This window comes from Paraburkholderia sp. SIMBA_053, from assembly GCF_046534895.1.
In the GTDB taxonomy this organism is placed as follows: Bacteria; Pseudomonadota; Gammaproteobacteria; order Burkholderiales; family Burkholderiaceae; genus Paraburkholderia; species Paraburkholderia caledonica.
The window spans coordinates 455,212-479,025 of sequence record NZ_JAWRXU010000003.1 but is presented as its reverse complement, the minus strand read 5'-3'; the positions used below and the strand labels follow the sequence as shown (position 1 = coordinate 479,025).

Below are 23,814 nucleotides of genomic sequence, written 5' to 3'. Positions count from 1 at the left end.
GGCCGGAAAAGCGCTTCGAAAGGTTCGGTGTGCTGTCGGAACGAGCTTGTGTGCAGTGCGGAAAAAGGCCTGCTGCGCTATAATCTGCGGGTTATTCCAAGGCCCAGCAGGCCGGTGCTTCGCTTCGGCGGGGGCACGGCTCGTATGGCTCGCGCGGTTCGGAAGGGCAGTTCGCGGTGCGCCGTCTCCACGTGCTCACAGCGGCTCAGCCCGCCTCACGGTCTCCGCCGGCGCGGCGCTCTGGAGCGGCTCACACGCGAGGCTCAGGGTTTCGAAATCCGTTTTATCGCTTGCTGTCGCCGTCGTCCGCTGGGCAGTCACACAGGTATTCCTACATGGCCGAAGCAGCTCCAACCGAATATTTCATTCAGGGCATCACGTCGACGGGAAAGAAATTCCGGCCGAGCGACTGGTCGGAGCGGCTCGCGGGTGTGATGTCATCTTTCGGGCCGGGTGCGCGGAAAGGTCCGCACGCCTACATGCAGTACTCGGTGTACGTCCGGCCAACCATGATTGGCGACCTCAAGTGCGTGATTCTCGATTCGCGCTTGCGGGACATCGAGCCCATGGCGTTCGACTTCGTCATGAACTTCGCGAAAGACAACGACCTCGTGGTGACCGAAGCGTGCGAACTCGAACTCGAGCATGCTCCGCCGCCGCAAACCAAACGACACTTCATTTGAGGCGCCCTGCGCTGGCTTTTCAGAATGCAAAAAACCCGCTGCTCGCGGGTTTTTTTGTGTCGGCGTTGGGGCAGAGCCGCGAGCCCTTCTCTAGTCTCGCGCAGCCAACAAAAAAGCCCGCCAAAGCGGGCTTTCATGCGCAGCGGAAACAGGAGGTAGCCCGCCGAGGCGGGCTGACCGGAATTACTGTGCTGCGGACGCCTGCAGACCCTTGATGGCTGCGGCGAGGCGGCTCTTATGGCGAGCTGCCTTGTTTTTGTGAACGATTTTCTTGTCGGCGATGATGTCGATGGTCTTCGACGATGCCTGGAAGATTTCAGCGGCCTTGGCCTTGTCGCCGGCGTCGATCGCCTTGCGCACTGCCTTGATAGCCGTGCGGAACTTCGAGCGCAGTGCCGAGTTGTGCGAGTTTGCCTTGGCGGCCTGGCGGGCGCGCTTGCGTGCTTGTGCGGAGTTAGCCATGACGGTTCCTTATCCTGTTCCTGTTTCCAGTACCTGACCTTCAAGTGGTGAGGCGCTGCTTTTAGATCCGAACTCTTGGAAGCGATTGCCCAAGAGCGCAAAAGTGTCGAAAAACGGTCGAACTACGCGAAGGCGGGCCGATGTTTGCGGCGCCATGTTCCGGCGTATTGCAGACTGGTAGCAGATAACCTGGTGCCAGCCTCAGCCCTATCCGGAAGCCGTCCGCGAACTGAGCGAGCTTCGAAACCGGCGATTATAGCAACAAAATCATGGACGTGGCAACGGGAATGCGCTGCCTGCGTGCCGCGCCTTGGTCGGCAGGATCTCCGTGACCCGAGGCCCCAACGCTGTCCGCGGACGTGCGTCATTTTCAACCGCCCGTGCGCGGGGCAACAAAAAACGATGCAATTCGCCGCCGCGCCGCGAACGTCTGCCGGGTAAATCGGTCCGAATCGCTTCCGGCTCGTCGTCCGCATCTGCGGCACCCTTATAATAAGCGCCCCATGAATCTATTCCGAGCCCTGCTGACGGTCAGCGGCTTCACGCTGTTGTCGCGCGTGACCGGACTGGCCCGCGAAACGCTGATCGCCCGCGCGTTCGGCGCCAGTCAATACACTGACGCGTTCTACGTCGCCTTCCGAATTCCAAATCTGCTGCGCCGCATTTCTGCCGAAGGCGCGTTCTCGCAGGCCTTCGTGCCGATCCTCGCCGAGTTCAAGAACCAGCAGGGGCACGACGCCACCAAGGCGCTCGTCGACGCTACTTCGACGGTGCTCGCCTGGGCGCTCGCCGTGCTGTCGCTGATCGGCGTCCTGGGTGCGTCGGGCGTCGTATTCGTGGTTGCCTCGGGTCTCGCTCACGAAGGTCAGGCCTACGCGCTCGCGGTCACGATGACCCGCATCATGTTCCCGTACATCATCTTCATTTCGCTCACGTCTCTCGCGTCGAGCGTTCTGAACACGTACAAGAACTTTTCGCTGCCCGCGTTCGCGCCGGTTTTGCTCAACGTCGCGTTCATCGTCGCCGCGGTGTTCTTTGCGCCGCGAATGCACACGCCGGTCTATGCGCTCGCGTGGGCCGTGATCGTGGGCGGTCTGTTGCAGTTCCTCGTGCAGTTGCCCGGTCTGAAAAAGATCGACATGGTGCCGCGCATCGGCCTCAATCCGGTTCGCGCGCTCGCGCATCGCGGCGTGAAGCGCGTGCTTTCGAAGATGGTGCCGGCGATGTTCGCTGTGTCCGTCGCGCAGATCAGCCTCATCATCAACACGAACATCGCGTCGCGCATCGGGCCGGGCGTCGTCTCGTGGATCAACTACGCCGACCGGCTGATGGAATTCCCAACCGCGTTGCTCGGGGTGGCGCTTGGCACGATCCTGCTGCCAAGTCTCTCGAAGGCGCATGTCGACGCCGACCCTCACGAATATTCGTCGCTGCTCGACTGGGGCTTGCGCGTCACGTTCCTGCTGGCCGCGCCAAGCGCAGTCGCGCTCTTCTTCTTCGCCGAGCCGTTGACGGCCACGCTGTTCCACTATGGCAAGTTCGACGGCAACTCGGTCGTCATGGTGGGGCGTGCGCTTGCCGCCTACGGCGTTGGCCTGATCGGCCTGATTCTGATCAAGATTCTCGCGCCGGGCTTTTACGCGAAGCAGGACATCAAGACGCCGGTGAAAATCGGCATCGGCGTGCTGGTCCTCACGCAGTTGAGCAACTATGTGTTCGTGCCGATTTTCGCGCATGCAGGGCTCACGCTGAGTGTCGGGCTCGGGGCTTGCGGCAACGCGCTGTTGTTGTTTCTCGGATTGCGCAAGCGCGGTATCTACATGCCGTCGAGCGGCTGGCTCAAGTTTTTCGTGCAGTTGCTCGGTGCGTGCCTCGTGCTGGCCGGCCTGATGCATTGGCTCGCTCAGAGCTTCGACTGGATCGGCATGCATGACCGGCCGATCGACCGTATCGCGCTGCTGGGCGCCTGCCTCGTGCTGTTCGCCGCGCTATATTTCGGTATGCTTTGGCTGATGGGCTTCAAATACGCGTATTTCAAAAGGCGAGTGAAGTGATTACGATGACGCGGGTTCTCGACTATTTCAGCACGCTCGTCGCAGAAGACGAAAGCTTGCCGCTGACCGAGGCGGCGCTCTCGCTCGCGCAAGATGCTTACCCCGACCTCGACTTGCAAGGCACGCTGGCCGAGATCGACGAACTCGTGGTGCGCCTGCAGCGCCGCATGCCGGAGGACGCCGATATCCGTCAAAAGGTCGGCGTTTTGAACCGGTTTTTCTTCCGCGAGCTCGGATTCGCGAGCAATCTGAACGACTATTACGACCCGGACAACAGCCACCTGAACGCGGTGCTCAAGCGTCGCCGCGGCATTCCGATTTCGCTGGCCGTCCTTTATCTGGAGATGGCGGAGCAGGTTGGCATCCCGGCGCGCGGCGTGTCGTTTCCCGGACACTTCCTGCTACGCGTAACGACACCTGACGGCGACGTGATGCTCGATCCCACCAGCGGACATTCGCTGTCGGAGTCGGAAATGGTCGACATGCTGGAGCCGTATGTCGCTTCGGCTGGAGAATCGGTGAGCAGAGCGCTGCGCATGCTGCTGCAGCCGGCCACGCGACGCGAAATCATCGCGCGTATGTTGCGCAATCTGAAGTCCACGTATCTGCAGACGGAGCGCTGGCAGCGCCTGCTTGCCGTCCAGCAGCGCCTCGCGATTTTGCTGCCCGAGAGTATCGAAGAGATTCGCGACCGCGGATTCGCGTACGCGCGTCTCGACTATCTGCGCCCGGCGCTCGAAGACCTCGAACGCTATCTGGGCGAGCGCCCGGATGCCGAAGACGCCACGGTCGTCGAGTCGCAGTTGCAGGAGCTGCGTCAGCGCACGCAGCATAACGATCGCGACTAGCAGACAGCAAATAGCGAACGGCGCTCGCGAGCGCTTGAAAATAAAACGCCTGCACATGCGTCATGTGCAGGCGTTTTTCGTTGTCGCCGCCCGAATTCGCGGCGCAGGCGGTTGTTACTTCGGCTGCATGCGAATGGCGCCGTCAAGACGGATCACTTCGCCATTGAGCATCGGATTATCGAAAATCTGCTTGGCAAGCATGGCGTATTCCGCCGGCTTTCCGAGGCGCGGCGGGAACGGCACCATTGCGCCGAGCGCGTCCTGCACCTCTTGCGGCATGCCGAGCAGCATCGGCGTTTCGAAGATGCCCGGCGCGATCGTCATGACGCGGATCGCATTGCGCGACAGGTCGCGCGCGATAGGCAGGGTCATGCCGACCACGCCGCCCTTCGACGCCGCGTAAGCCGCCTGACCGATCTGACCGTCGTATGCGGCGACCGAGGCGGTATTGATGATCACGCCGCGTTCGCCGTTGGCGTTCGGCTCGTTCTTCGACATGGCCGTAGCCGCGAGCCGGATCATGTTGAACGTGCCGATCAGGTTGATCGAGATCGTGCGCGTGAACGAGTCGAGCGGATGCGGGCCATCTTTGCCGACGGTTTTGACAGCGGGTGCAACACCCGCGCAATTCACGAGGCCGCGCAGCGTGCCCAGCTTCGTTGCAGCGTTAACCGCTTGCGTCGCGTCGTCTTCGCGGCTCACGTCGCATTTGACGAAAATGCCGCCGAGTTCTTTGGCAAGGGCCTCGCCGGCATCCTGATTGAGGTCGGCCAGCACGACCTTGCCGCCGTTCTCCGCGAGAAGGCGCGCGGTGGCGGCCCCGAGACCCGATGCACCGCCGGTGATCAGGAATACGTTGTCGCGAATCTCCATGTTTCCTCCTTTGCTCGATATGGTAGGTAAGTCAGATTGGATCGGCTTTCGATTATTGATAATCCCACAACGCAATGGGCGGAGATCAAATAAAAACGTCCGTGCGGAAACGCAATAAAAAACCCGCCGAAAGGGGCGGGTTTTCTGTGTCAGCGAATGCTAGGAGGCCGATTACTTTAGCGCGTCAAACACGCGGTCACGGATTTCCTCGACCGTGCCGAGGCCCGAAATGCGACGGTATTGCGGTGCCCGCAGCGGCGTGCTTGCGTCGCCGTTCTTCGCCCAACCGTTGTAATAGTCGATCAACGGCTTGGTCTGCGCTTCATACACTTGCAGACGCTTCTTGACCGTTTCTTCCTTGTCGTCCTCGCGCTGGATCAGCGGCTCGCCGGTGACGTCGTCGATTCCTTCGACCTTCGGCGGGTTGAACTTGACGTGATATGTGCGGCCCGACGCCGCGTGCGAGCGGCGGCCGCTCATACGTACGATGATCTCGTCGAACGGCACGTCGATTTCCAGCACATAGTCGATCGCGACGCCTGCCTGCTTCATCGCCTCAGCTTGCGGAATGGTGCGCGGAAAGCCGTCGAACAGATAGCCGTTGGCGCAGTCCGGTTGTTGCAGACGCTCTTTCACCAGGTTGATGATCAATTCGTCTGTGACCAGTTCACCTGCGTCCATAAAGCGCTTTGCTTCCAGGCCGAGAGGTGTGCCAGCTTTGACGGCCGCACGCAGCATGTCACCGGTGGAAATTTGCGGAATGCCGAATTTTTCCTTGATGAAGTTTGCCTGAGTGCCTTTACCCGCGCCGGGCGCACCCAAAAGGATCAAACGCATGTGTATCTCCAGATCTATGTGAATTCTTTGGGGCGCTGCAGGCATCCCACGAGGGCGAGGGACCCGCGTCGGCTACCGTCTGGTCCCGCGCTGCACGTCGAAGACGGCGCTGCAAGAAACACACACGGCGCGACCGGGCAAACCCAGGCTCTCGCGAATAAAACGGGAGGCGCGCACAAGCGTCCGATTATGCCATGGGTTTTTGCGCTCAAGACCCGAATAAAGCCCGCACGCGCGCCAGATCCGCGGGCGTGTCCACGCCCGGAAGCGGCACCTCCGGGGTAATCAGGACCGCGATACGCTCGCCGTGCCACATCGCGCGCAATTGCTCGAGCGCTTCGACCTGTTCGATAGGCGAGATGGCGAGATCGGGATACGTGCGCAGGAACTTGGCGCGATACGCATACAGCCCGATGTGCCGATGAACCACCGCGGGCGCGGGCGGCACGGGCATCGACGCGACGTCGGGCCAGTGCGGCTGATAAGCGTCGCGCGCCCAGGGAATCGGCGCGCGCGAGAAGTACAGTGCCACGCCGCGCGCATCGAGCACGACCTTGACCACGTTTGGATTGAAAATCTCCGCCGCGTCGACGATCGGATGTGCGGCAGTAGCGATCGCGCAGTCGTTTCGTGCCGCGAGGTGCGACGCGACGCCGCACACGAGCGCCGGATCGATCAGCGGTTCATCGCCTTGCACATTGACGACGATCGTCTCGTCGCTCCAGCCGAATTGCGACGCCACCTCGGCAAGGCGGTCCGTGCCCGACGGATGGTCGGCGCGCGTCAACACGGAGTCGAACCCATGCTCGCTGGCGGCATCGAGCACCGACTGCGCGTCCGACGCGATCAACACCTGCTGCGCGCCCGACTCGCGTGCGCGTTCGGCGACCCGCACCACCATCGGCTTACCGCCGATATCGGCGAGCGGCTTGTTGGGCAATCGGCTCGACGCCAGACGCGCGGGCACGACGGCGATGAACGGGGGCGTGGCGGGGTTGGTGTGATTCATCGGAGAGATGCGCGCAAGGGTAGAGAGGACGGGAGCAGGGACGCGGTGAGACTGAGCCAGCAAACGCGGCTTGCGAAGGAGATAAAGCACGAGACAAGGCCGATACGCGTAGTCGACATCGTGGGCGGCAGATCGACAATGCAACGGGCACAGAAACCAGCCCGCCGTGCATTCGCGCTCACGGCGCGGTTTGCGCTACCTGCTGCCTCGCATTGACCGAAAACGCGGTCTGCGTGATATGCCCTTCGCTAGCCTGACCCGCGTTAGGCGACCGAACCCGGATTCAGGTCGACCGGCGTGCCTTCGACGGTTTGACGCGCCTCGTCGACCAGCATCACGGGGATCCCGTCGCGGATCGGATATGCGAGCTTGTCGGCGTTGCAGATCAGTTCCTGCGCGGCACGGTCGTAGCTGAGCGGGCCCTTGCAGATCGGGCAGACGAGAATTTCAAGCAGGCGAGCGTCCACGGACTTTCTCCACAACTAATGCAATGAGGCGATGATCGAGCGCGGCTTCCACGGGAACGACCCAGATGCGCGCGTCGCGCCAGGACCCTAATTTTACCGCATCCTTTTCGGTTATCAGGATGGCATCGGCTTCAGCGTCGGTGAAAGGATTGCGCTCGAAAGCGTAGTGATCCGGCAGCGCGCGAGTTTCAGGCGCAAGGCCCGCAGCACGCAGCGTAGCGAAGAAACGTTCCGGCGCACCGATGCCCGCGGCTGCCAGCACCCGCTCGCCGCTGAACTGCGCGAGCGGACGGCGCAGCGCGGGATTCTCGAGATGCCACGCGTCGGCCGGTGCGAGTTGCAGCGAGAAGGTGTTGGGCCACGCAGGCAGCGTTTTCGCGTACGGGTCGTTGATCAGCGTGGCGTCGCGACGACGCGAGAGCGGCTCGCGCAGCGGTCCTGCCGGCAGCAGAAAACCGTTGCCGCCGAGTCGGTGATCGAATACGACCAGTTCGGCGTCGCGTGCGAGCCGGTAGTGCTGGAGGCCGTCGTCGCTGACAATCACGTCGACGTCCCGATGCGCCGCGCACAGCGCCTGCGCAGCTGCCACGCGATCCGGGCACACCCAGACCGGCGCGCCGGTGCGGCGCGAGATCAGTAGTGGCTCGTCGCCGCCTACACTTGCTGCCGATGCAGGCGTCACCGGCGTCGGCGTCTTCACGCGTGCGCCGTAACCGCGCGACACGACACCAGGGTTGAAGCCGACGCCGCGCAACGCTTCGACTAGCGCGATCACTGTCGGCGTCTTGCCGGTGCCGCCGACGGTCACGTTGCCGACTACCACCACAGGCACGCAGACGCGCACCGACTTGAGCCAGCCGAGTGAGAATGCGGCGCGGCGCATCGCGGCGATTGCGCCGAACATGCAGGCAAGAGGCGTCAGCGACCATGCGAGCGGTCCGCGGTGTTGCCACTCGCGGGCAACCCGCGTTTCCAGGCGATCGAAAATTCCGCTCATCGGCAAAGCGGGCGAGCGGGCGGCGCGCCGCTCGCGGGTCGGTTCAGGTGCAGCGGCGTGGAGGCGCCAGGGGCAATGCGCGGGACAGGCATGAACGCGATTCTCCGGACGGTCGAAGTGTGGAGCACGAGTTGAGCACAGGTCGAGCGCGAAAGGGCGCAGGCGGGTCGACATCGCGCCTAAGCGCCGCTCGGGTGTGCTGTGCTGTGCAACCCGCCACTCTAGCGCGCACGCGTCCCGGCCCGCAAGTCGCGGGCACGGGATCCTACGCCCCCATTTCGTTTAGCCGGTTATTTGCGGCCTGTGGATAACTTTGTGGAGAACTGCCCCGCCATCGGGCCGCGAGGGCCGTTGCAAGCGCTTCGCATCGGCAATCATTCTCATTGCCCATCAGTAAAATTCATATAAATCAACGCGATGGTTCGGATTTCCGTAGTGCTGCGGCCTCTTTGGCGGCATCGTCCTGGTAAGTCCCGACATGTGGACACTTTTGACAATTTGCGCGGCCCGCTGGACGCCGATGGCTGCTCGGTCTATCGTCTGTCCGGCCAGTCCCAACAGGTTTCCTTGCATGAATTCCGATAGTTCTTTTAATTCGCCGACGCTGCCCGGCGGCGAAGTCGTCGTTCCAGTTTCCGCTTTGAACCGAGCGATCGGCAACATGCTCGAACGCTCGTTTCCGCTCGTGTGGGTCGCGGGAGAAGTGTCGAATTTCACGCGTGCCGCGAGCGGTCACTGGTACTTTTCAATCAAGGACGCGCAGGCGCAAATGCGTTGCGTGATGTTCCGCGGCCGTGCGCAGTACGCGGAGTTCATGCCAAAAGAGGGCGACCGTATCGAAGTGCGGGCCCTCGTCACGATGTACGAGCCGCGCGGCGAGTTGCAGCTCAATGTGGAAGCGGTGCGGCGGACCGGGCAGGGGCGTCTTTACGAAGCGTTTCTGCGGCTCAAGGCGCAGCTGGAGGCCGAAGGACTCTTCGCCGCAGAGCGCAAGCGCGCGTTGCCTTCGCATCCGCGCGCAATCGGCATTGTCACCTCGTTGCAGGCGGCGGCGCTGCGCGATGTCCTTACAACGCTGTTACGTCGCGCGCCGCATATTCCGGTGATTGTCTATCCGGCGCCGGTGCAAGGCGTGGGCGCGAGCGCAAAGCTGGCGGCGATGGTCGATGCGGCCAGCGCGCGGCGCGAAGTGGACGTGTTGATCGTATGCCGTGGCGGCGGTTCCATAGAAGATCTGTGGGCCTTCAACGAAGAAGTGGTGGCTCGCGCGATTGCCGAAAGCGCGGTGCCGGTAGTCAGTGGCGTCGGTCACGAGACCGATTTTACGATTGCCGATTTCGCCGCCGATATGCGCGCGCCGACACCCACGGGCGCCGCCGAACTCGTCAGCCCCCAACGCGTGCTGTTGTTGCGCGAACTCGATCATCGGCACGCCGCGCTCGCTCGCGGCTTTGGCCGGATGATGGAGCGGCGCGCCCAGCAACTCGACTGGCTTGCGCGCCGGCTCGTGTCGCCAGCCGAGCGTCTTGCGCGGCAACGCATGCACCTGCAGCAGTTGAGCGCGCGGCTTTCGTCGGCGGGCGCGCGACCAGTGCGCGACGCTCGAGCGCGTTTTTCGTTGCTGCACATGCGTTGGCAGCGCTGGCGTCCCGACCTCGCCGCGCATCAGGCGAAACTCGACAATCTCACGCAGCGGCTCGATGCCGCGCTGTTACGCCAACATGAGCGTCAGGCCGCGCGCATCTCGACACTGGCCGCACGGCTCGAAGTGCTGAGTCCGCAGCGCACGCTCGAACGCGGCTATGCCGCGGTGCTCGATGCGCAAACCGGTCGTGCGTTGCGAGCGCCGTCGTCGTTAAAGCCTGGCCGCCGCCTCACCGTGCATCTCGCAGAAGGCACCGCTGATGTCGCGCTCGCCGATGTGCAACCGCGTCTTGCGGACGGTTTCTGACATTGCGCTGACACCTTGCCGCGTGCGTACTTTTGACTGTGCCTGGCAGCGAATTCGGGTGTAACGCGAGCAGTAATTACGCGGTTTTGCAGGCCATTCGCCGATGCCGGATATAAAGTCCGTTCGTTTGCGGGGTTATTCCAAGTCGCCTACAATCGAGTGCTCTGAAGCGTTATCCGCAGACTCCCCACAACAGATACAGACTGAAGGAAAGCACCATGGAACATACGCTCCCGCCGCTGCCGTTCGCGAAAAACGCACTCGCTCCGCACATGTCGGAAGAGACGCTAGAGTTTCACTATGGCAAGCACCACCAGACCTATGTGACCAACCTGAACAATCTGATCAAGGGCACGGAGTTCGAGAACCTGTCGCTCGAAGAAATCGTGAAGAAGTCGTCGGGCGGCGTGTTCAATAACGCGGCTCAAGTGTGGAATCACACGTTCTTCTGGAACAGCCTGTCGCCGCAAGGTGGCGGCGCTCCGACCGGCGCGCTGGCCGACGCGATCAACGCCAAGTGGGGTTCGTTCGACAAATTCAAGGAAGAGTTTGCGAAGACCGCTATCGGTACGTTCGGCTCGGGCTGGGCATGGCTCGTGAAGAAGGCAGACGGTTCGCTCGACCTCGTGTCGACAAGCAACGCAGCTACGCCGCTGACCACGGACGCTAAGGCGCTGATCACGATCGACGTGTGGGAACACGCGTACTACATCGACTACCGCAACGCACGTCCGAAGTTCGTTGAAGCTTATTGGAACATCGTCAACTGGGAATTCGCGTCGAAGAATTTCGCGTGAGTCGGCAGTGAGCGTAGCAACGGTCCCACCGCTCAGTTAATGAACGGCGGTGTCGTTGTGCTGAGGCTCTAAGCTGGTTGCGATTCGAGCCTTAAGCGTAAGCAGAAATAGAAGCCCTCCGTGTGAGGGCTTTTGTTTTTTCTCGCAGGCTGAGATTTGCGGCTCGCGTGCTTACAGCAACTTTGTCACCGTTCGTAACCGCGCGAGTTAAAAAGGGGCGCTGCTTGGGCCACTTGCGCGGCTTTGTGTGTCGGCGCAAAACATACGGTAACTGTTCGGTAAACATAGCGTGCGCCGATTGGTCTAACGTGTGTTCTCCTAATTCCTGTTACTCGCGCCATCATGATTCCAAATCTAAAACCGGTGCGCGCCGCGCTGCCTCTCGGGGCCGTTGCACTCGCGCTTGCGCTGCTGGGCGGTTGCGCCGTCGTGCCGCCGAGCGGTCCCTCGGTGGTGGCTCTGCCGCGTAGTGGCGAGCCGCTCAGTCAATTCCAGCAAGACGATTACACATGCCGTGACTATGCGTTCCATTCGTCCGATGTAGCCGGCGCCTCGCAGAGCGCGACCACGAGCAGTGTTAACAGCGCAGCGATCGGCACGTTCGGCGGCGCGGCAGTCGGCGCACTGTTGGGTGCGGCGGCGGGCAACCCCGGCGCGGGCGCGGCCATCGGCGCGGGCAGCGGTTTGCTGATCGGCGGTGCTGCCGGCGCGAATGGCGCGCAGTACTCGGCGAACAGCCTCCAGGCACGGTATGACGCAGCCTACGCGCAGTGCATGACGTCGAAAGGCAACACCATCTCGCAGCCTCAAGTGCCGGTCTACGCGCCGCAGCCCGTGTATGCGCCGCAGCCTGTCTACGTCGCTCCGCCGCCGCGTTATTACGGGCCGCCGCCGGTCATGTACTCGCCTTATCCGTACTACTGACTGTAGGTCTTGCACACGCGCGCATGAACCGCGTCCGGCACATGCGCACATGGATGAATGCCGCGACCTATTCCGCGTCGCCGCTCCCCGCCGTCTTGCGCGGCCGACGGTTGCGTGACGACGCCGTTTTTCGCGCGGCTCTCTTCTTCGGCGCTGGCGTTTCCTCCGCGACGGCTGACGTTTCCGCAACTGGCGGGGCAGCTTCCGCGGCGCTGTCCGATTTTTGTGCTGCAGTCTTTCTCGCTTTCTTCGCGGCTGGTTTGCGGGGCTCGCGCGGCCGACGACGTTGAGTCTGCGTGTCGTCTGCCTGCTCCGCCTCGGTATTCGCGACTGCGTCAGCTTCTGTAGTCGTCACGTTGCCCGGTGGCGCGGCGGGTGCCTGAGGCAACTCAGACGAAAAATCCGCATGTGCCTGCGCGGGTGCCTGCCTCGCTCCAGTGTCCGGATCGCTTTGACTGGCCGCGACGTAGTCGTCTTGTCGATCAGCGGCTCCGGCGGATTCGTATGGGCTTTCCGGTGCGGCTTCGCGCATGACTTGCTGGCTCGCTCCTCCTTTCCGGTTGCCACGGCCCCGACGACGCTGATCATGCTTACCGCCTGTCTCGGCTGTCACCGTTTCGGCCGCCTGAGGCTCGAGAAGCTGTTCACCCACGTGCGCGGTATCGGCACGTTCGCTCGCATGTTCGGCCGTCTGCTCGCCCGCACTTTCTCCGAGCACGTTCGATACCGTGCTCCGGTACACGTAAGCGCCTGACTTCTCGTCGCGGCCGAATTCCAGCAGTCCGCGCGCGTGCGCCTCCTCCAGCAGATTGCCGAACGCGCGAAAGCCATAATAGGTCTCGTTGAAATCAGGCTTGCGACGCTTGATGGCGTTTTTCAACACTGATGCCCAGATTTTTCCGCTGTCGCCGCGCTCGGAAGCGAGCGCGTCGAACGTTTGCACTGCAATCTCGATGGCTTTAGTGCGACGCTTTTCGAGGTCTTCCTTGCTGCGGCTTTTATCTTCTTCCTGCGATGGCTTGCCGGATGGCTGAGCCGCCTTCTGTGGCCTTGACGACTCCCGCTTTGCAACCGTCCGTTGACTCTCCCGGACGAGGTCGTCGTAAAAAAAGAACTCGTCGCAGTTTGCGATTAGCAGGTCTGACGTGGATTGCTGCACGCCGACGCCAATCACCTGTTTCGCGTTTTCGCGCAGTTTTGACACCAGCGGTGAAAAGTCCGAGTCGCCGCTGATAATCACAAACGTATTGACGTGCGATTTCGTGTAGCAGAGGTCGAGCGCGTCGACGACCAGCCGGATATCCGCGGAGTTCTTGCCCGATTGGCGCACGTGCGGAATTTCGATCAATTCGAAGTTGGCCTCGTGCATTGCGCCTTTGAAACTCTTATAGCGATCCCAGTCGCAATACGCTTTCTTTACGACAATGCTGCCCTTGAGCAGCAGACGTTCGAGCACCAGCTTGATATCGAACTTGTCGTACTTCGCGTCGCGCACGCCCAGCGCGACATTTTCGAAGTCGCAGAAGAGCGCCATGCTGACGGTTTCATTGGATGACGCCATGTAAATCTCCATTGAAGCGCTCGTCGATGTCGACGAATCGCGACCATGATAGCGATTCCAGCGAAGCTGATCAGCTTTTGTCGAGGCAACGCAGTTCAACGCGCCGACCTACAGATCGTGACGTTTGTCTGGCGCAGCAGGAAACGGGCTTAGCGCCGCCCGCGTTTCCAATACCTCGTCCACCAGGCCATAGGTTTTTGCCGCGAGGGCTGACATGAAATTGTCGCGGTCTGTGTCACGCGCGATTTCCTCGATGCTTCGCCCCGTCCGTTCGGCCATCATCGCGTTCAGGCGTTCGCGCAGATAGAGCACTTCCTTAGCCTGAATGTCTATATCTGCCGCCGTGCCTTGGCTACCGCCCGAGGGCTGGTGGATCATGATGCGTGCGTTAGACAATGCGTACCGTTTGCCGCGTTGGCCGGCGCACAGCAGGAACGTGCCCATGCTTGCAGCAAAGCCGGTGCATAGCGTCGACACTTCCGGCTTGATGAACTGCATGGTGTCGTAAATGGCCAGACCGTCGTACACGGAGCCGCCCGGCGAATTGATGTAAAACGAAATATCCTTGTCGGGGTTCTCGGATTCGAGAAACAGCAGTTGCGCCACGATAAGACTGGCCGACTGCTCGTTCACGGGCCCCACTAGAAACACGATGCGCTCGCGCAACAAACGAGAATAGATGTCGTAGGCGCGCTCACCGCGACCGGACTGCTCTATGACGGTTGGGACGAGCCCGAGACCTGTGACGGATGGGTAATTGGAATGCATTTTTGTCTCGCGGAAGTGGGCTGCTGTCCCTATGACGATCCCGCTGCCGGCGGCGTGACATAAATATTTTTTGGCGCGCCTGTCACGCAACGTATCGCCCAAGCGTCAAGCTGCAATGGATGCCCTTTTGCGGTGAGCAGCCGGAGCATCCTGCATATCAGCGCACGCGCTTTTCATCACGCACGATCTGGAGGTCAACGCATGACAGAACACGAAATCGACAAGGCATCCAGCTTCGGTGCGGTGCGCGCCCGTCTTATCGCATTGGCGTACCGCATGCTGGGCAGTCGCGCGGAGGCAGAAGACATCGTGCAGGACGTCTGGCTGAAGTGGCATCTTGCCGACACGCGTGAAGTGCAAACGCCGGCGGCGTGGCTGACCACACTGACCACGCGCACGGCGATCGACCGTCTGAGAAATGTGCAGCGCGAGCGGGAATCTCAGGCCACCGGCTGGTTGCCGGAGCCTTGGCTCGACGAAGTCGCACCATCCGCTGAAGAACTCGCCTTGCGTGCTGCGGAAATGTCGTATGGCGTGATGCTGTTGCTTGAGCGTCTCAAACCCGACGAGCGCGCGGCGTTCGTGCTGCACGAAGCGTTTGATTGTGACTATGCCGAGATCGGCAAGATCCTGGAGCGTACGCCTGCAAGTTGCAGGCAGATAGTCCATCGAGCAAGAGTTCGTTTACAGCGTGCGGGCGCGCCGTTGCAAAAGCCCGACGCCCAGGCTCACGCGCGGATCGTCGAGCGTTTGCGCAGCGCGTTGGAGGCGCAAGACCGGGCAAGCTTGCTCGACCTGTTTGGCGACACGCCGGTAGTCGTCAGCGACGAGCCGGAGTTCGGGGCGCTGAATGTGGTGGCAAGTTCGCCCGCACCTCTGGTTACGCCTTCAGTCGCGCCTTCAGTTACACGTGGAGGTGCGGACGCTGTAACAAACTCGCCGGGAATACCGGCACAGGCGATTGCCCAAGCACCTGGCTGCGAGCACGAATCTACATTCGGCTCTACATTCGGCGATTGGATCGAGAAGGTGACGTCGCTGGCGGGGCAGGCGAGCCATGTCGAACTGGTATCGGTGGGCGGAGTGCCGTCCATCGCTTTCCTTATCGAAGGCGATGTCGTCGCGCTGATCGACGTCTCTACAGAAGACCCGTACAACAGCCTCACAACCGCCGAGAGGCGCAGTCGGGCACAGGGCCCGGTCTGCAACGCGACCAACAGCGCTCAGAAGATCGTTTCGTTGCACGCGGTAACGAGCGCGTCGCGGCTTCAGGCCGCCAACCGCGTTTTAGGCCGCGCAGCGGTCACTGAGTTGCTGGCGCGAATTACGCGCAACCCGGCGCAGTCAGTTGCGATGGGCCGCGACTTCCCAGTTGATGTCTACGCATAGCACTTGTGTGCCCTTCGGCGTATGCGCGGCGATTGAGGCAGTCACACACAAGTGCGCTTCGTTGATCGAAAGATAGGGAGGTGTTAGGTGCACCTGACCCGGCACACGCATTGCCTGGATGAAATACGGCCGCCGCTCCCAGCTTGCTCCCTCCGAATGCAGCAGTGGGCGGAAGCGTTTGGCGCGTTGCGATGCGCGCCCCGGAGGCAGCACGTTGTCGCCGATCTGCCGTCCTGAGCCGTCCAGAATGAAGCAGCGTGCTGTCTCGCCGAGTTTCAGCAGCGGGGCTGTCGCCTCGGCGGCAGGTCGCCCTGCTACAAGCTCTGCGGCTGCTGTTTGGAGCGCAGTCACGTACGGCGCGAGGCGCGTCGCCTGCGCGCGCTCACGCGCTGCAACCCGCTCACGCAACGCCGCTGAAAGCGAGTCCATCAAACCTGCAGCGGTTTGCGGCTTGACCGCATCGACGCTCGGACCTGCAAAGAAGGCGCCCTGCACGAAGTCGACGTTGCATTCGAGAGCGATCAGCGCATCGCGTTCAGTAGTGAGGCCACCCATCAGCACCAATTGGCCGGACTCATGCAGCAGCGAGACGAGGCCGGGCAGCACGCGTTCAATGTGCGAATGCTCGCTGGCTTGCGCGAGAATGCAGCGATCGAGCGTGACAATGTCGGGGCGCAGGTTCCAGACGCGGTCAATGTTCGAATGCTTGGCGCCGAAGCCATCGAGCGCTATCAGGAAGCCTGACTTGCGGAGTGCGTCGATGATCTCGGCAAAACGGGTTGTTTCGCCGCCCGCCTGTTCGGACACTTCCAGGACTACGCGTTGTGGCGGCAAACCCAACGCCTTGAGGCCGGCCAGAAGTGCGTCGCCATAACTGGTGTCCATCAGTGCGGCCGGGTGAAGGCTTAGGAAGAGCCATTCATCGTGACTGTCGAACGCGTTGAAGTTGCCAAGGTGAAGTGATTCGGCCAGCCGACCCAGCTCCAGCAGGTCGCCGCGGCGCGCGGCCTGGGTGAAGACCTCGTGCGAGGGTACTTGCACCGCGTGCTCGTCGTGCGCGCGCAGCGACGCGTGATAACCGATTGCGCGCCGGTGCGATACCGAGAAAACCGGCTGGAACACGCTGAAGACGGTGTAGCCGCCGTATAGAACGGTGCGCCGGGAGCCTTCGTCACCGGCCATCGGGCGGGGAGGCTGGAAACCGGGAGGATCGAGTTCGATCATGCTCATCATGTCAGTCGTGTGAAGGGCGGCGCGATCGCATGCTCGATGTGGGTGTGCATGCGCGATACGTAAGTTTACAGGATTGAAGAGCAAGATCTATGCACGTGCAGAGATGCTGCGTGCGCGCGCAATTGCCACGAGGGATCGGAAACATTGTGCGCCAACCCGGGCGCTCACGCGATAGTTCGCACTTTGCTGGTGCGGGGAGCGCCCTGCGGCAGAGCCTGCGTTAGCAGCCACGCTGCCGCTGAGACAGCATGGCAGGCGCTCTGCGTGGAGTTGTGTCAGGTGCTCGGACTGCCGTCGGCGACCAACAGCTAACGTCGCTGACTGCCATCAACTATCGCCCCCGAGCGACAGCCAACGCCCCGACGAACGCCCCAACCAACGCCCCAACCAACGCCCCGACGAACGCCCCGACGAACGCCCCAACCAACGCCTCAACCAACGCCCCGACGAACGCCCCAACCCACCCCCAGCCCCCGCAAGCCAACCCAAAAAACTCACGTGCGCTCAGAAGGGTCCGTCTTCTTCGCGGGCGTCCGGATATCAGGCGACAACTGCGCGAAGATCCACGCCGAACCTGCGGTGATGATGCCGACGCACAGGAAAGTCGCGTGGAACGCGGGCAGCGAATTAGCGGCTGTCACGCGTGGCAAGAGGCCCGTGAACGTGGCGAGCAGGGCGCCGGCCACCGTCACGCCGAGGCTCATCGACAGCATCTGGACGAGCGAGAACAAACTGTTGCCGCTGCTTGCGCCGCCGGTCCCGAGATCCTTCAGCGTCAAGGTGTTCATCGCGGTGAATTGCATCGAGTTGACTGCGCCGAACAATGCCAGTTGCACAAGCCTCAACCATAACGGCTGGCCCGCGCTGGTGAGCGAGAAGCTCGCCATCGTCAAGCCGACAAGTATCGTATTGGTCATCAATACGCGGCGATAACTGTACTTAATGATCAACGTCGTCACGAGGCGCTTGGACGCCATGCCCGCAGCCGCGACGGGCAGCATCATCATGCCGGCTTCAAACGCGCTATAGCCGAGGCTCACCTGCAATAGCAAAGGAATCAGATACGGCATCGCGCCGCTGCCTATCCGCGCGAATAGATTGCCAAGCAGTCCGACGCTGAAAGTGTGGATCTTGAACAGATCGAGCGGAAAAATAGGCGATGGCTCACGCACCGCGTGCAAACCGTAGGCGACAAAACACGCGAGGCTCAGGATCAGCAGCACGAGCACGGTCGCGTGTTGAATGCCGAATTCGGTGCGTCCGTCGAGCGCGGACGAAATCGCCACCATGCCGGCCACGAGCAGAAGGTAGCCTTTGACGTCGAACTTGCCGACCTGTTCGTTACGGCTATCCGGCATGAAGATGAATGTGGCGATGCATCCGGCGATGCCCACGGGCACGTTGATCAAAAAGATCCAGTGCCAGGATGCGATCTTCACCAGCCAGCCGCCGAGCGTCGGTCCAATCAACGGACCGATCAGTCCGGGGATGGCAACGAATGACAGCGCCGGCAGATAGCGCTCGGCTGGAAACGTCCGCAGCACGGCAAGCCGCCCGACCGGCAGCAGCATCGCGCCGCCCACGCCCTGCACGATGCGGAACACCACCAATTGGTTCAGCGTATGAGCGTTCGCGCACAGCAATGAGCCGACCGCGAAAACCAGGATCGCGCTGAAGAACACGCGTCGCGTACCGAGTTTGTCGGCGAGCCAGCCGGACACGGGGATCATCACGGCCATCGTCAGTGAATATGCGATGACGACCGACTGCATGCGCAACGGGAGTTCGCCGAGGCTCGTTGCCATCGCTGGGAGGGCGGTGTTGACGATCGTCGAATCGAGCGTCTGCATGAAGAAGCCAGTCGCGACGAGCCACAGCATCACTGTCAGTGAGCGGGCGGAAGGGGCGCTGGCTGCGACGGTTGCCGAGGCAGGCGGAGTTGGCGGCGTGGACATGAAGTAGCGGCTAGGCGCAAGGACGGCAGGGACCCGCTATTCTAGGGAAAAGCAGCCGACGACGCAGGGAGGTCAAGGCCCGAGCCACGCACGGAGGACAGGTCGTGACGTGCTGACGTGCGCGGCGAGGTTAGATGCAACGCAGTGAGGCCGCGGAGCCAGACGCGACAAAACCACGGCAGCCACGCAACGAACCTCAGCCAACAACCCCAAGCCAACAACCCCAACCCCGCAACCACCCTCTCTAACCCCGCAACGCTGCCGCCGCCCGAAAAAACGCTTGCGCCCTCGGCTCGTTTCCGAACGCGGCGTGAATCCTGATCCACGGACTCTGCTCCATCCCCGGCCGGAAATAGCTGCCCGGCGCAACGGTCACGCCTAAAGGCGCACCGCACTCCACCAGCCGCTCCGCATTGTCCACATGCGGCACGCGAGCCCACAGAAATTTGCCCCCGACCGGTTTCTCGAACACCTCCCAGCCGGCATCTTCGAGCGTTTGTATCGTCGAGCCCAGCGCATCGCGCATACGACGTCGCAGTCGCTCGAGATATTTTCGGTATGCGCCGCGCTCGAGCAGCGACGCCGTCACCGTCTCTGCAAAGAGCGACCCGCCGATGCTAGTCAGCATCTTGATATCGACGAGATCCTTGATGATCGCGTGGCTCGCCACGACACAGCCAATGCGCAACGACGACGACAGCGTCTTCGACAATCCGCCGATATAAATCACGTGTTCCAACTGATCGAGCGTCGCGAGGCGGTCCGTGATGTCGGCCTGAAAGTCGGCGTAAATGTCGTCTTCGATAATCGTGAAGTTGTGCTCGCGCGCGAGTTGCAGCAGACGGAACGCCACCGGCGGGGCAACGGTCGTCCCGGTCGGATTGTGGAACACGGTGTTAATGAAGAACAGCTTCGGCCTATGCCGCTTCAACTGCGCCTGCATGACGTCGAGGTCCGGGCCGCTCCGCGTACGCGGAATGCCGATCAGCCGGACGCCGTGCAGCTTCAGCAGGCCATACAGGTTGTAGTAGCCGGGATCCTCGACGAAGATCGTGTCGCCCGCCTTCAGCATGTAGCGCATCAGAAGATCGAACGCCTGGCTTGCGCCGTTCGTAATGAGAATCTGCGAAGTGTCCGCGCGGATACCCAGTTGCGCGATTCGTGCCTGCAAGTGCTCACGCAAGCTCAAGTTGCCCAGCGGCGTTGCGTAGTCGACCATGCTCGCGGGATCGGTGCGCAACACGTGTCGTATCGCCTGGGCGATGTTGTCGGTGTCCCGCCACGGCTCGGGAATGAAGCCGCTGCCAAGTTTGAGTGTTTCGCCGGGATGGTTGAACTGCTGGAGCAGGTGATCGGACTCGTCCTCGGCGCGGCGCGGGTCCGACGTGCCGTCGCATTGCGAGCCGCCCGGCGGCCGGTCGGCCACGTAGAAGCCCGAGCCGTGGCGCGAGTCGACGTAACCGAGCGACACGAGCCGGTCATAAGCCTCGATCACCGGAAAGCGGCTCACGCCATAGTCGGCTGCGAACTGGCGGATCGACGGCAATTTCGAGCCGGGGTGCGCGGCGCGCGAGCGGATCCACGCGGTCACGCCCGCGACGATCTGCTCGGTCAGCGGCACGCCGTTGTCTCTGTCCAGCTGAATATCGAGTCGCATACGGTTTCCTTCGCGAACCCGTTGGGCGGGCCAACGGGGGCCTTCACGCGCCAACTGTTCGGTTTTTCAACTGCACAGTTCCGACGAAAGTGTTCGGAAGTGTGCATGGGTATTCGATCATCGCACGTCAATAATCGATACAACAGAGAAGCCCTTTTGAAGGAGAACGGCAATGCGTGAAGTGAGGATTTTCGAACTGGAACATGAAGAGCCGGCCGCGGCCTGGCATGTCGCGCGCCCGTCTACTTTCAAGGTGATCTCGGGTGAGATCTGGCTGACGGTCGAAGGCGACAGCGAAGACTACTGGCTTGCCACGGGTGAATCGATCGAGTTGCCGCGCCGGGCCGTGGCGTGGATCAGCGCCGGGCGTAATGGTGCGCGCTTCGCGCTCGCAAGCGGATCGGAGCGCGGAACCATCAAGCCGGTGCTCGGCGTGCCGACACCGAACTGGCTGCCGCGCTGGCTCGGCGCTGCCTGACAATACCGGCAGAAGTACCGGCAGAAGTACCGGCGCGAGGGGCGGCTTCCCGCCGCTCAAGCCTCGAGCTCGCCAACATAACGTGCTCGCGGCCGGATCAGACTGCCGTCGCGCGCCTGTTCCATTGCGTGCGCAATCCACCCGACCACTCGTCCCACTGCAAAGAGCGTGAAGGCGGCGCCGGTCGGCAAGCCGAGCACACGCTCGATGGCCGCAAGCGCGAAGTCGACGGTCGGCTCCGCGCCGGTCGTATCGCGCACCGCTCGCGCGAGCGCCAACACCTGAGGGAGCGGCGAGCGGGCCGGCGCACAGTCTTGCAACAAGTCCAGCAGAAGCCGCGCGCGCGGGTCGCCTTCCGGATAAAGCGGATGCCCGAAGCCCGACAGCACCGGCCCTTGCGTGCCTTGCTCGTGACGCGACAAACGGGTAGCCAGGTAACGGTCGAGATCGGCGGCGCGTGAAGCTTCGTCCAATAGCGCGGCAATGCGCACGGTTTCTCCGCCGTGACGCGGGCCCGCAAGCGCGGCGAGACCGCCCGCGACCGCGCCGAACAGATGAGTGCCCGTCGAAGTGATGCAGCGAACCGTAAACGTCGACGCGTTCAGTTCGTGATCCGCGCACGCGACAAGCGCCGCGCGCAGCAGCCCCGCTTGCTGGCGGCTGCGCACCTGCCAGGCCGTTGCCAGTTGCCGATGCAGCGGCGCATTCGACGGCGGCGCCGAGATCATTGCGGCGGCCAGCAGGCGCATCACGGCGCAGGCGCTGTCCAGCTGCGCATCGCGACCGAGCGCCCACACCCGCGGCATTTGTGCCGCCGCCGCAGGCAACAGAACAAGCGCGCGATCGAGCGGCGTATTGTCGCCCCACAGCTTCAGCCACGCGGCCCACTGAGCGGCGGAGATCGGCACGGCCGGCGCATCCGCAATGCGCGCCGCGCTGCACTCCCACAACAACGCGGCGACGTCTTCCAGCGATTCAGTGCGCGCGAGCGCCGTCGCATCATGCCCGCGATACAGCAGGCGTCCGTGTGCGACCAGCGTGATCGACGATTCGAGCACCGGCACGCCCCAGTCCAACACTTTCTGCGCGACTTTGCCCGCGCGTTTGCCGTCTTCCTTGCGCCGCGCGAGCCGCCGTACCTCGCGCGCGTCGTAGCGGCGATGCTTGCCTTGTGCGTCCGGCGACGAGCTAAGCAAGCCCCGGCTCACATACGCATATAGCGTGGCAAGGCTGATGCCGAGTTCGGCGGCGGCTTCGCGGGCGGTCAACGAGTCGGGCAAAGGCATAGGAATGCGCGGCAAAGTAGAGTTCAACCAAAGAAATCAATATATGTTGATTATCATAATCAAGATTGATTAACACAAGGCGCGATTCTAGACTCGATCGCATCCCCGTTACTCGACTGTGAACAACATGACGCCCGAACTCGCGCTCGACCACATCTGGAGCCTCGCGAACTGCGAGCCAGCCGCGCTTCGTTCCGTACATTTCACCGGCTCGGAGCCGGGCTTGCCGTCGGTATTTCGCGTCGGGGCGCTGGCGTCCGCGACCATCGCAGCGGTGGGTTTGGCGGCGGCTGAGTACCATCGGTTGCGCACGAGGCACGGTCAGCGAGTGAGGGTGGACATGCGGCGCGCGCTGGCTTCGTTCCGCAGTGAACGTTACCTGCGCGTCGACGACGGGCCGCCGCCTGCGCTGCGCGATCCGGTGACGGGTTTCTACGAGACGGGAGATGGCCGCTGGATTCAACTGCATACGAATTTCGCGCATCACCTGAACGGCGTGTTGAAGGTGCTCGGTTGCCAGAACGATCGTGCCGCGGTCGCGGCGGCAATTCGCGGCTGGGACGGCGCCACGCTCGATCAGACTCTCGCCGATGCGGGCCTGTGTGCCGCGCTGATCCGCACGCCCGGCGAATGGGCCGCGCTCGAACAGGCGAAAGCGATCGCGGGTTTGCCGCTCTTCGAAATAGAGCGGATCGGCGATGCGCCGCCGGCATTGCCCAAATCCCCGCCGTCGTTCGAGCCGTCATCGCGCAATACTGGCAGCCGGCCGCTGTCCGGCGTGCGGGTGCTGGATCTGTCGCGCATCATCGCAGGACCGGTGGCCGGGCGAGCGCTTGCGCAGCATGGCGCTCAGGTGCTGATGATCAACGGGCCGCATCTGCCGAACATTGCGCCGCTCGTCATCGACAACGGGCGCGGCAAACGCTCGGCCGTGGTCGATCTGCGCGACGCGGCGGGGCGCGAGACGTTGCGCGGTTTGACGCGCGACGCCGACGTCTTTTTGCAGGCGTATCGGCCTGGAGCGCTGGCCGCGCGCGGATTCGGTCCCGAGGACGTGGCGCGCTTGCGGCCCGGCATTGTCTATGTGTCGGTGTGTGCGTATGGATACGAGGGACCATGGGCCTCGCGACGCGGTTTCGATAGTCTCGTGCAGTCCGCGAGCGGCATCGCGATGACCGAGCAATCCGCAGCCGGATCGACCGAGCCGAGACATCTGCCGTGTCAGGCGCTCGATCACGCGACTGGTTATCTCGCCGCTTTCGGTGCCATGGCTGCGTTGGCGCGACGCGCCACCGAAGGCGGAAGCTGGCACGTCAAAGTTTCGCTCGCGCAGACGGGCCAGTGGCTGCAATCGTTCGGCAAGATCGCCGACGGGTGGCAAGCACCCGATGTTTCGCTCGATGACGTGCGCGACTGCCTCGTCACAGTGGACTCGGAATTCGGTCGCGTACAGGCCGTGCAACCGGCCGAACAACTGGAGGAGACGCCGGCTTTCCTCGGGCTGCCGCCGTCGCGCATCGGGGCGCACGACGCGAAGTGGCTGTAACGGAACTGCGTCGCTGCGTCGGCCCGCCCGTGACACGCC

General features: G+C 62.6%; 22 protein-coding genes. 9 read left to right on the top strand and 13 right to left on the bottom strand.

What is annotated here, in order from left to right; translation table 11 throughout:
* Positions 1-335: 335 nt before the first annotated feature.
* On the top strand, positions 336-683 hold the full coding sequence (locus SB753_RS14220; RefSeq protein WP_020069159.1) for a DUF3579 domain-containing protein: 348 nt from the start codon (positions 336-338) through the stop codon (positions 681-683).
* A 183-nt stretch (positions 684-866) separates the two neighbouring features.
* Here SB753_RS14220 and rpsT read toward each other — a convergent pair whose 3' ends face one another.
* Positions 867-1,145, bottom strand: a complete 279-nt coding sequence (gene rpsT, locus SB753_RS14215; protein ID WP_020069158.1) for a 30S ribosomal protein S20 — start codon at positions 1,143-1,145, stop codon at positions 867-869.
* Positions 1,146-1,648: 503 nt separating this feature from the next.
* On the opposite strand from rpsT, the gene murJ reads away from it, so the two are divergent.
* Both murJ and SB753_RS14205 read left to right on the top strand, forming a co-directional pair.
* Complete coding sequence (gene murJ / locus SB753_RS14210) at positions 1,649-3,199, top strand: murein biosynthesis integral membrane protein MurJ (RefSeq protein WP_410800461.1); 1,551 nt, start codon at positions 1,649-1,651, stop codon at positions 3,197-3,199.
* A gap of 5 nt (positions 3,200-3,204) precedes the next feature.
* Positions 3,205-4,047 (top strand): SirB1 family protein, encoded by an 843-nt coding sequence (locus SB753_RS14205; RefSeq protein ID WP_027778942.1) that lies wholly within the window; start codon positions 3,205-3,207, stop codon positions 4,045-4,047.
* A 114-nt stretch (positions 4,048-4,161) separates the two neighbouring features.
* On the opposite strand, the gene SB753_RS14200 is transcribed toward SB753_RS14205, so the two are convergent.
* From SB753_RS14200 to SB753_RS14175, 6 genes are all read right to left on the bottom strand, one after another.
* The gene (locus tag SB753_RS14200; protein ID WP_410800460.1) at positions 4,162-4,920 is read right to left on the bottom strand and encodes a 3-hydroxyacyl-CoA dehydrogenase; all 759 of its coding nucleotides are present in this window, start codon (positions 4,918-4,920) and stop codon (positions 4,162-4,164) included.
* A gap of 171 nt (positions 4,921-5,091) precedes the next feature.
* On the bottom strand, positions 5,092-5,757 hold the full coding sequence (gene adk, locus SB753_RS14195; RefSeq protein WP_020069154.1) for an adenylate kinase: 666 nt from the start codon (positions 5,755-5,757) through the stop codon (positions 5,092-5,094).
* Positions 5,758-5,965: 208 nt separating this feature from the next.
* Positions 5,966-6,766 carry a 3-deoxy-manno-octulosonate cytidylyltransferase gene (gene kdsB, locus SB753_RS14190; protein WP_087752902.1) on the bottom strand — a complete coding sequence of 267 codons (801 nt, stop codon included), beginning with the start codon at positions 6,764-6,766 and terminating at the stop codon, positions 5,966-5,968.
* A gap of 263 nt (positions 6,767-7,029) precedes the next feature.
* Positions 7,030-7,233: a Trm112 family protein gene (locus SB753_RS14185; protein ID WP_007180583.1), complete on the bottom strand. Its 204-nt coding sequence runs from the start codon at positions 7,231-7,233 to the stop codon at positions 7,030-7,032.
* Positions 7,214-8,230 carry a tetraacyldisaccharide 4'-kinase gene (lpxK, locus tag SB753_RS14180; RefSeq protein WP_410800459.1) on the bottom strand — a complete coding sequence of 339 codons (1,017 nt, stop codon included), beginning with the start codon at positions 8,228-8,230 and terminating at the stop codon, positions 7,214-7,216. The genes SB753_RS14185 and lpxK overlap by 20 nt, the downstream gene beginning before the upstream one ends.
* Before the next feature lie 390 nt (positions 8,231-8,620).
* Positions 8,621-8,893: a hypothetical protein gene (locus SB753_RS14175; protein WP_410800531.1), complete on the bottom strand. Its 273-nt coding sequence runs from the start codon at positions 8,891-8,893 to the stop codon at positions 8,621-8,623.
* Between SB753_RS14175 and xseA the strand changes: the two genes are divergently transcribed.
* The 3 genes from xseA (at position 8,802) to SB753_RS14160 (ending at position 11,902) form a co-directional block, all read left to right on the top strand.
* Complete coding sequence (xseA, locus tag SB753_RS14170) at positions 8,802-10,181, top strand: exodeoxyribonuclease VII large subunit (protein ID WP_410800458.1); 1,380 nt, start codon at positions 8,802-8,804, stop codon at positions 10,179-10,181. The genes SB753_RS14175 and xseA overlap by 92 nt on opposite strands.
* A 218-nt stretch (positions 10,182-10,399) precedes the next feature.
* Positions 10,400-10,978 carry a superoxide dismutase [Fe] gene (sodB, locus tag SB753_RS14165; RefSeq protein WP_006050063.1) on the top strand — a complete coding sequence of 193 codons (579 nt, stop codon included), beginning with the start codon at positions 10,400-10,402 and terminating at the stop codon, positions 10,976-10,978.
* A 342-nt stretch (positions 10,979-11,320) separates the two neighbouring features.
* Positions 11,321-11,902, top strand: a complete 582-nt coding sequence (locus SB753_RS14160; protein ID WP_410800457.1) for a YMGG-like glycine zipper-containing protein — start codon at positions 11,321-11,323, stop codon at positions 11,900-11,902.
* Positions 11,903-11,969: 67 nt separating this feature from the next.
* Here the strand turns inward: SB753_RS14160 and SB753_RS14155 are convergent, their stop codons facing one another.
* Together SB753_RS14155 and clpP are read right to left on the bottom strand one after the other, a co-directional pair.
* Positions 11,970-13,463, bottom strand: a complete 1,494-nt coding sequence (locus tag SB753_RS14155; protein ID WP_410800456.1) for an NYN domain-containing protein — start codon at positions 13,461-13,463, stop codon at positions 11,970-11,972.
* Positions 13,464-13,571: 108 nt separating this feature from the next.
* A complete protein-coding gene (clpP, locus tag SB753_RS14150; RefSeq protein WP_410800528.1) occupies positions 13,572-14,231 on the bottom strand; it encodes an ATP-dependent Clp endopeptidase proteolytic subunit ClpP in 660 nt (219 codons plus the stop codon).
* Positions 14,232-14,432: 201 nt separating this feature from the next.
* Between clpP and SB753_RS14145 the strand changes: the two genes are divergently transcribed.
* Complete coding sequence (locus tag SB753_RS14145; RefSeq protein WP_410800455.1) at positions 14,433-15,620, top strand: sigma-70 family RNA polymerase sigma factor; 1,188 nt, start codon at positions 14,433-14,435, stop codon at positions 15,618-15,620.
* Here the strand turns inward: SB753_RS14145 and SB753_RS14140 are convergent.
* The 3 genes from SB753_RS14140 to SB753_RS14130 all read right to left on the bottom strand — a co-directional run bounded on the left by SB753_RS14140 (position 15,576) and on the right by SB753_RS14130 (position 20,465).
* Positions 15,576-16,850: an EAL domain-containing protein gene (locus SB753_RS14140; RefSeq protein WP_033379648.1), complete on the bottom strand. Its 1,275-nt coding sequence runs from the start codon at positions 16,848-16,850 to the stop codon at positions 15,576-15,578. The two genes, SB753_RS14145 and SB753_RS14140, sit on opposite strands and share 45 nt — an antisense overlap.
* A 497-nt stretch (positions 16,851-17,347) precedes the next feature.
* Entirely contained in the window at positions 17,348-18,808 is a 1,461-nt protein-coding gene (mdtD, locus tag SB753_RS14135; protein WP_204522363.1) for a multidrug transporter subunit MdtD, read from the bottom strand.
* A gap of 244 nt (positions 18,809-19,052) precedes the next feature.
* On the bottom strand, positions 19,053-20,465 hold the full coding sequence (locus SB753_RS14130; RefSeq protein WP_088177050.1) for a PLP-dependent aminotransferase family protein: 1,413 nt from the start codon (positions 20,463-20,465) through the stop codon (positions 19,053-19,055).
* 172 nt (positions 20,466-20,637) lie between these two features.
* Here SB753_RS14130 and SB753_RS14125 point away from each other — a divergent pair, with 172 nt between their 5' ends.
* On the top strand, positions 20,638-20,943 hold the full coding sequence (locus tag SB753_RS14125; protein WP_410800454.1) for a DUF2917 domain-containing protein: 306 nt from the start codon (positions 20,638-20,640) through the stop codon (positions 20,941-20,943).
* Between the two features lie 56 nt (positions 20,944-20,999).
* Here SB753_RS14125 and SB753_RS14120 read toward each other — a convergent pair whose 3' ends face one another.
* Positions 21,000-22,229, bottom strand: coding sequence for a citrate/2-methylcitrate synthase (locus SB753_RS14120; RefSeq protein WP_410800453.1), 1,230 nt, complete (start codon positions 22,227-22,229; stop codon positions 21,000-21,002).
* A 127-nt stretch (positions 22,230-22,356) separates the two neighbouring features.
* Between SB753_RS14120 and SB753_RS14115 the strand changes: the two genes are divergently transcribed.
* Complete coding sequence (locus tag SB753_RS14115) at positions 22,357-23,775, top strand: CoA transferase (protein WP_410800452.1); 1,419 nt, start codon at positions 22,357-22,359, stop codon at positions 23,773-23,775.
* Positions 23,776-23,814: the final 39 nt, after the last annotated feature.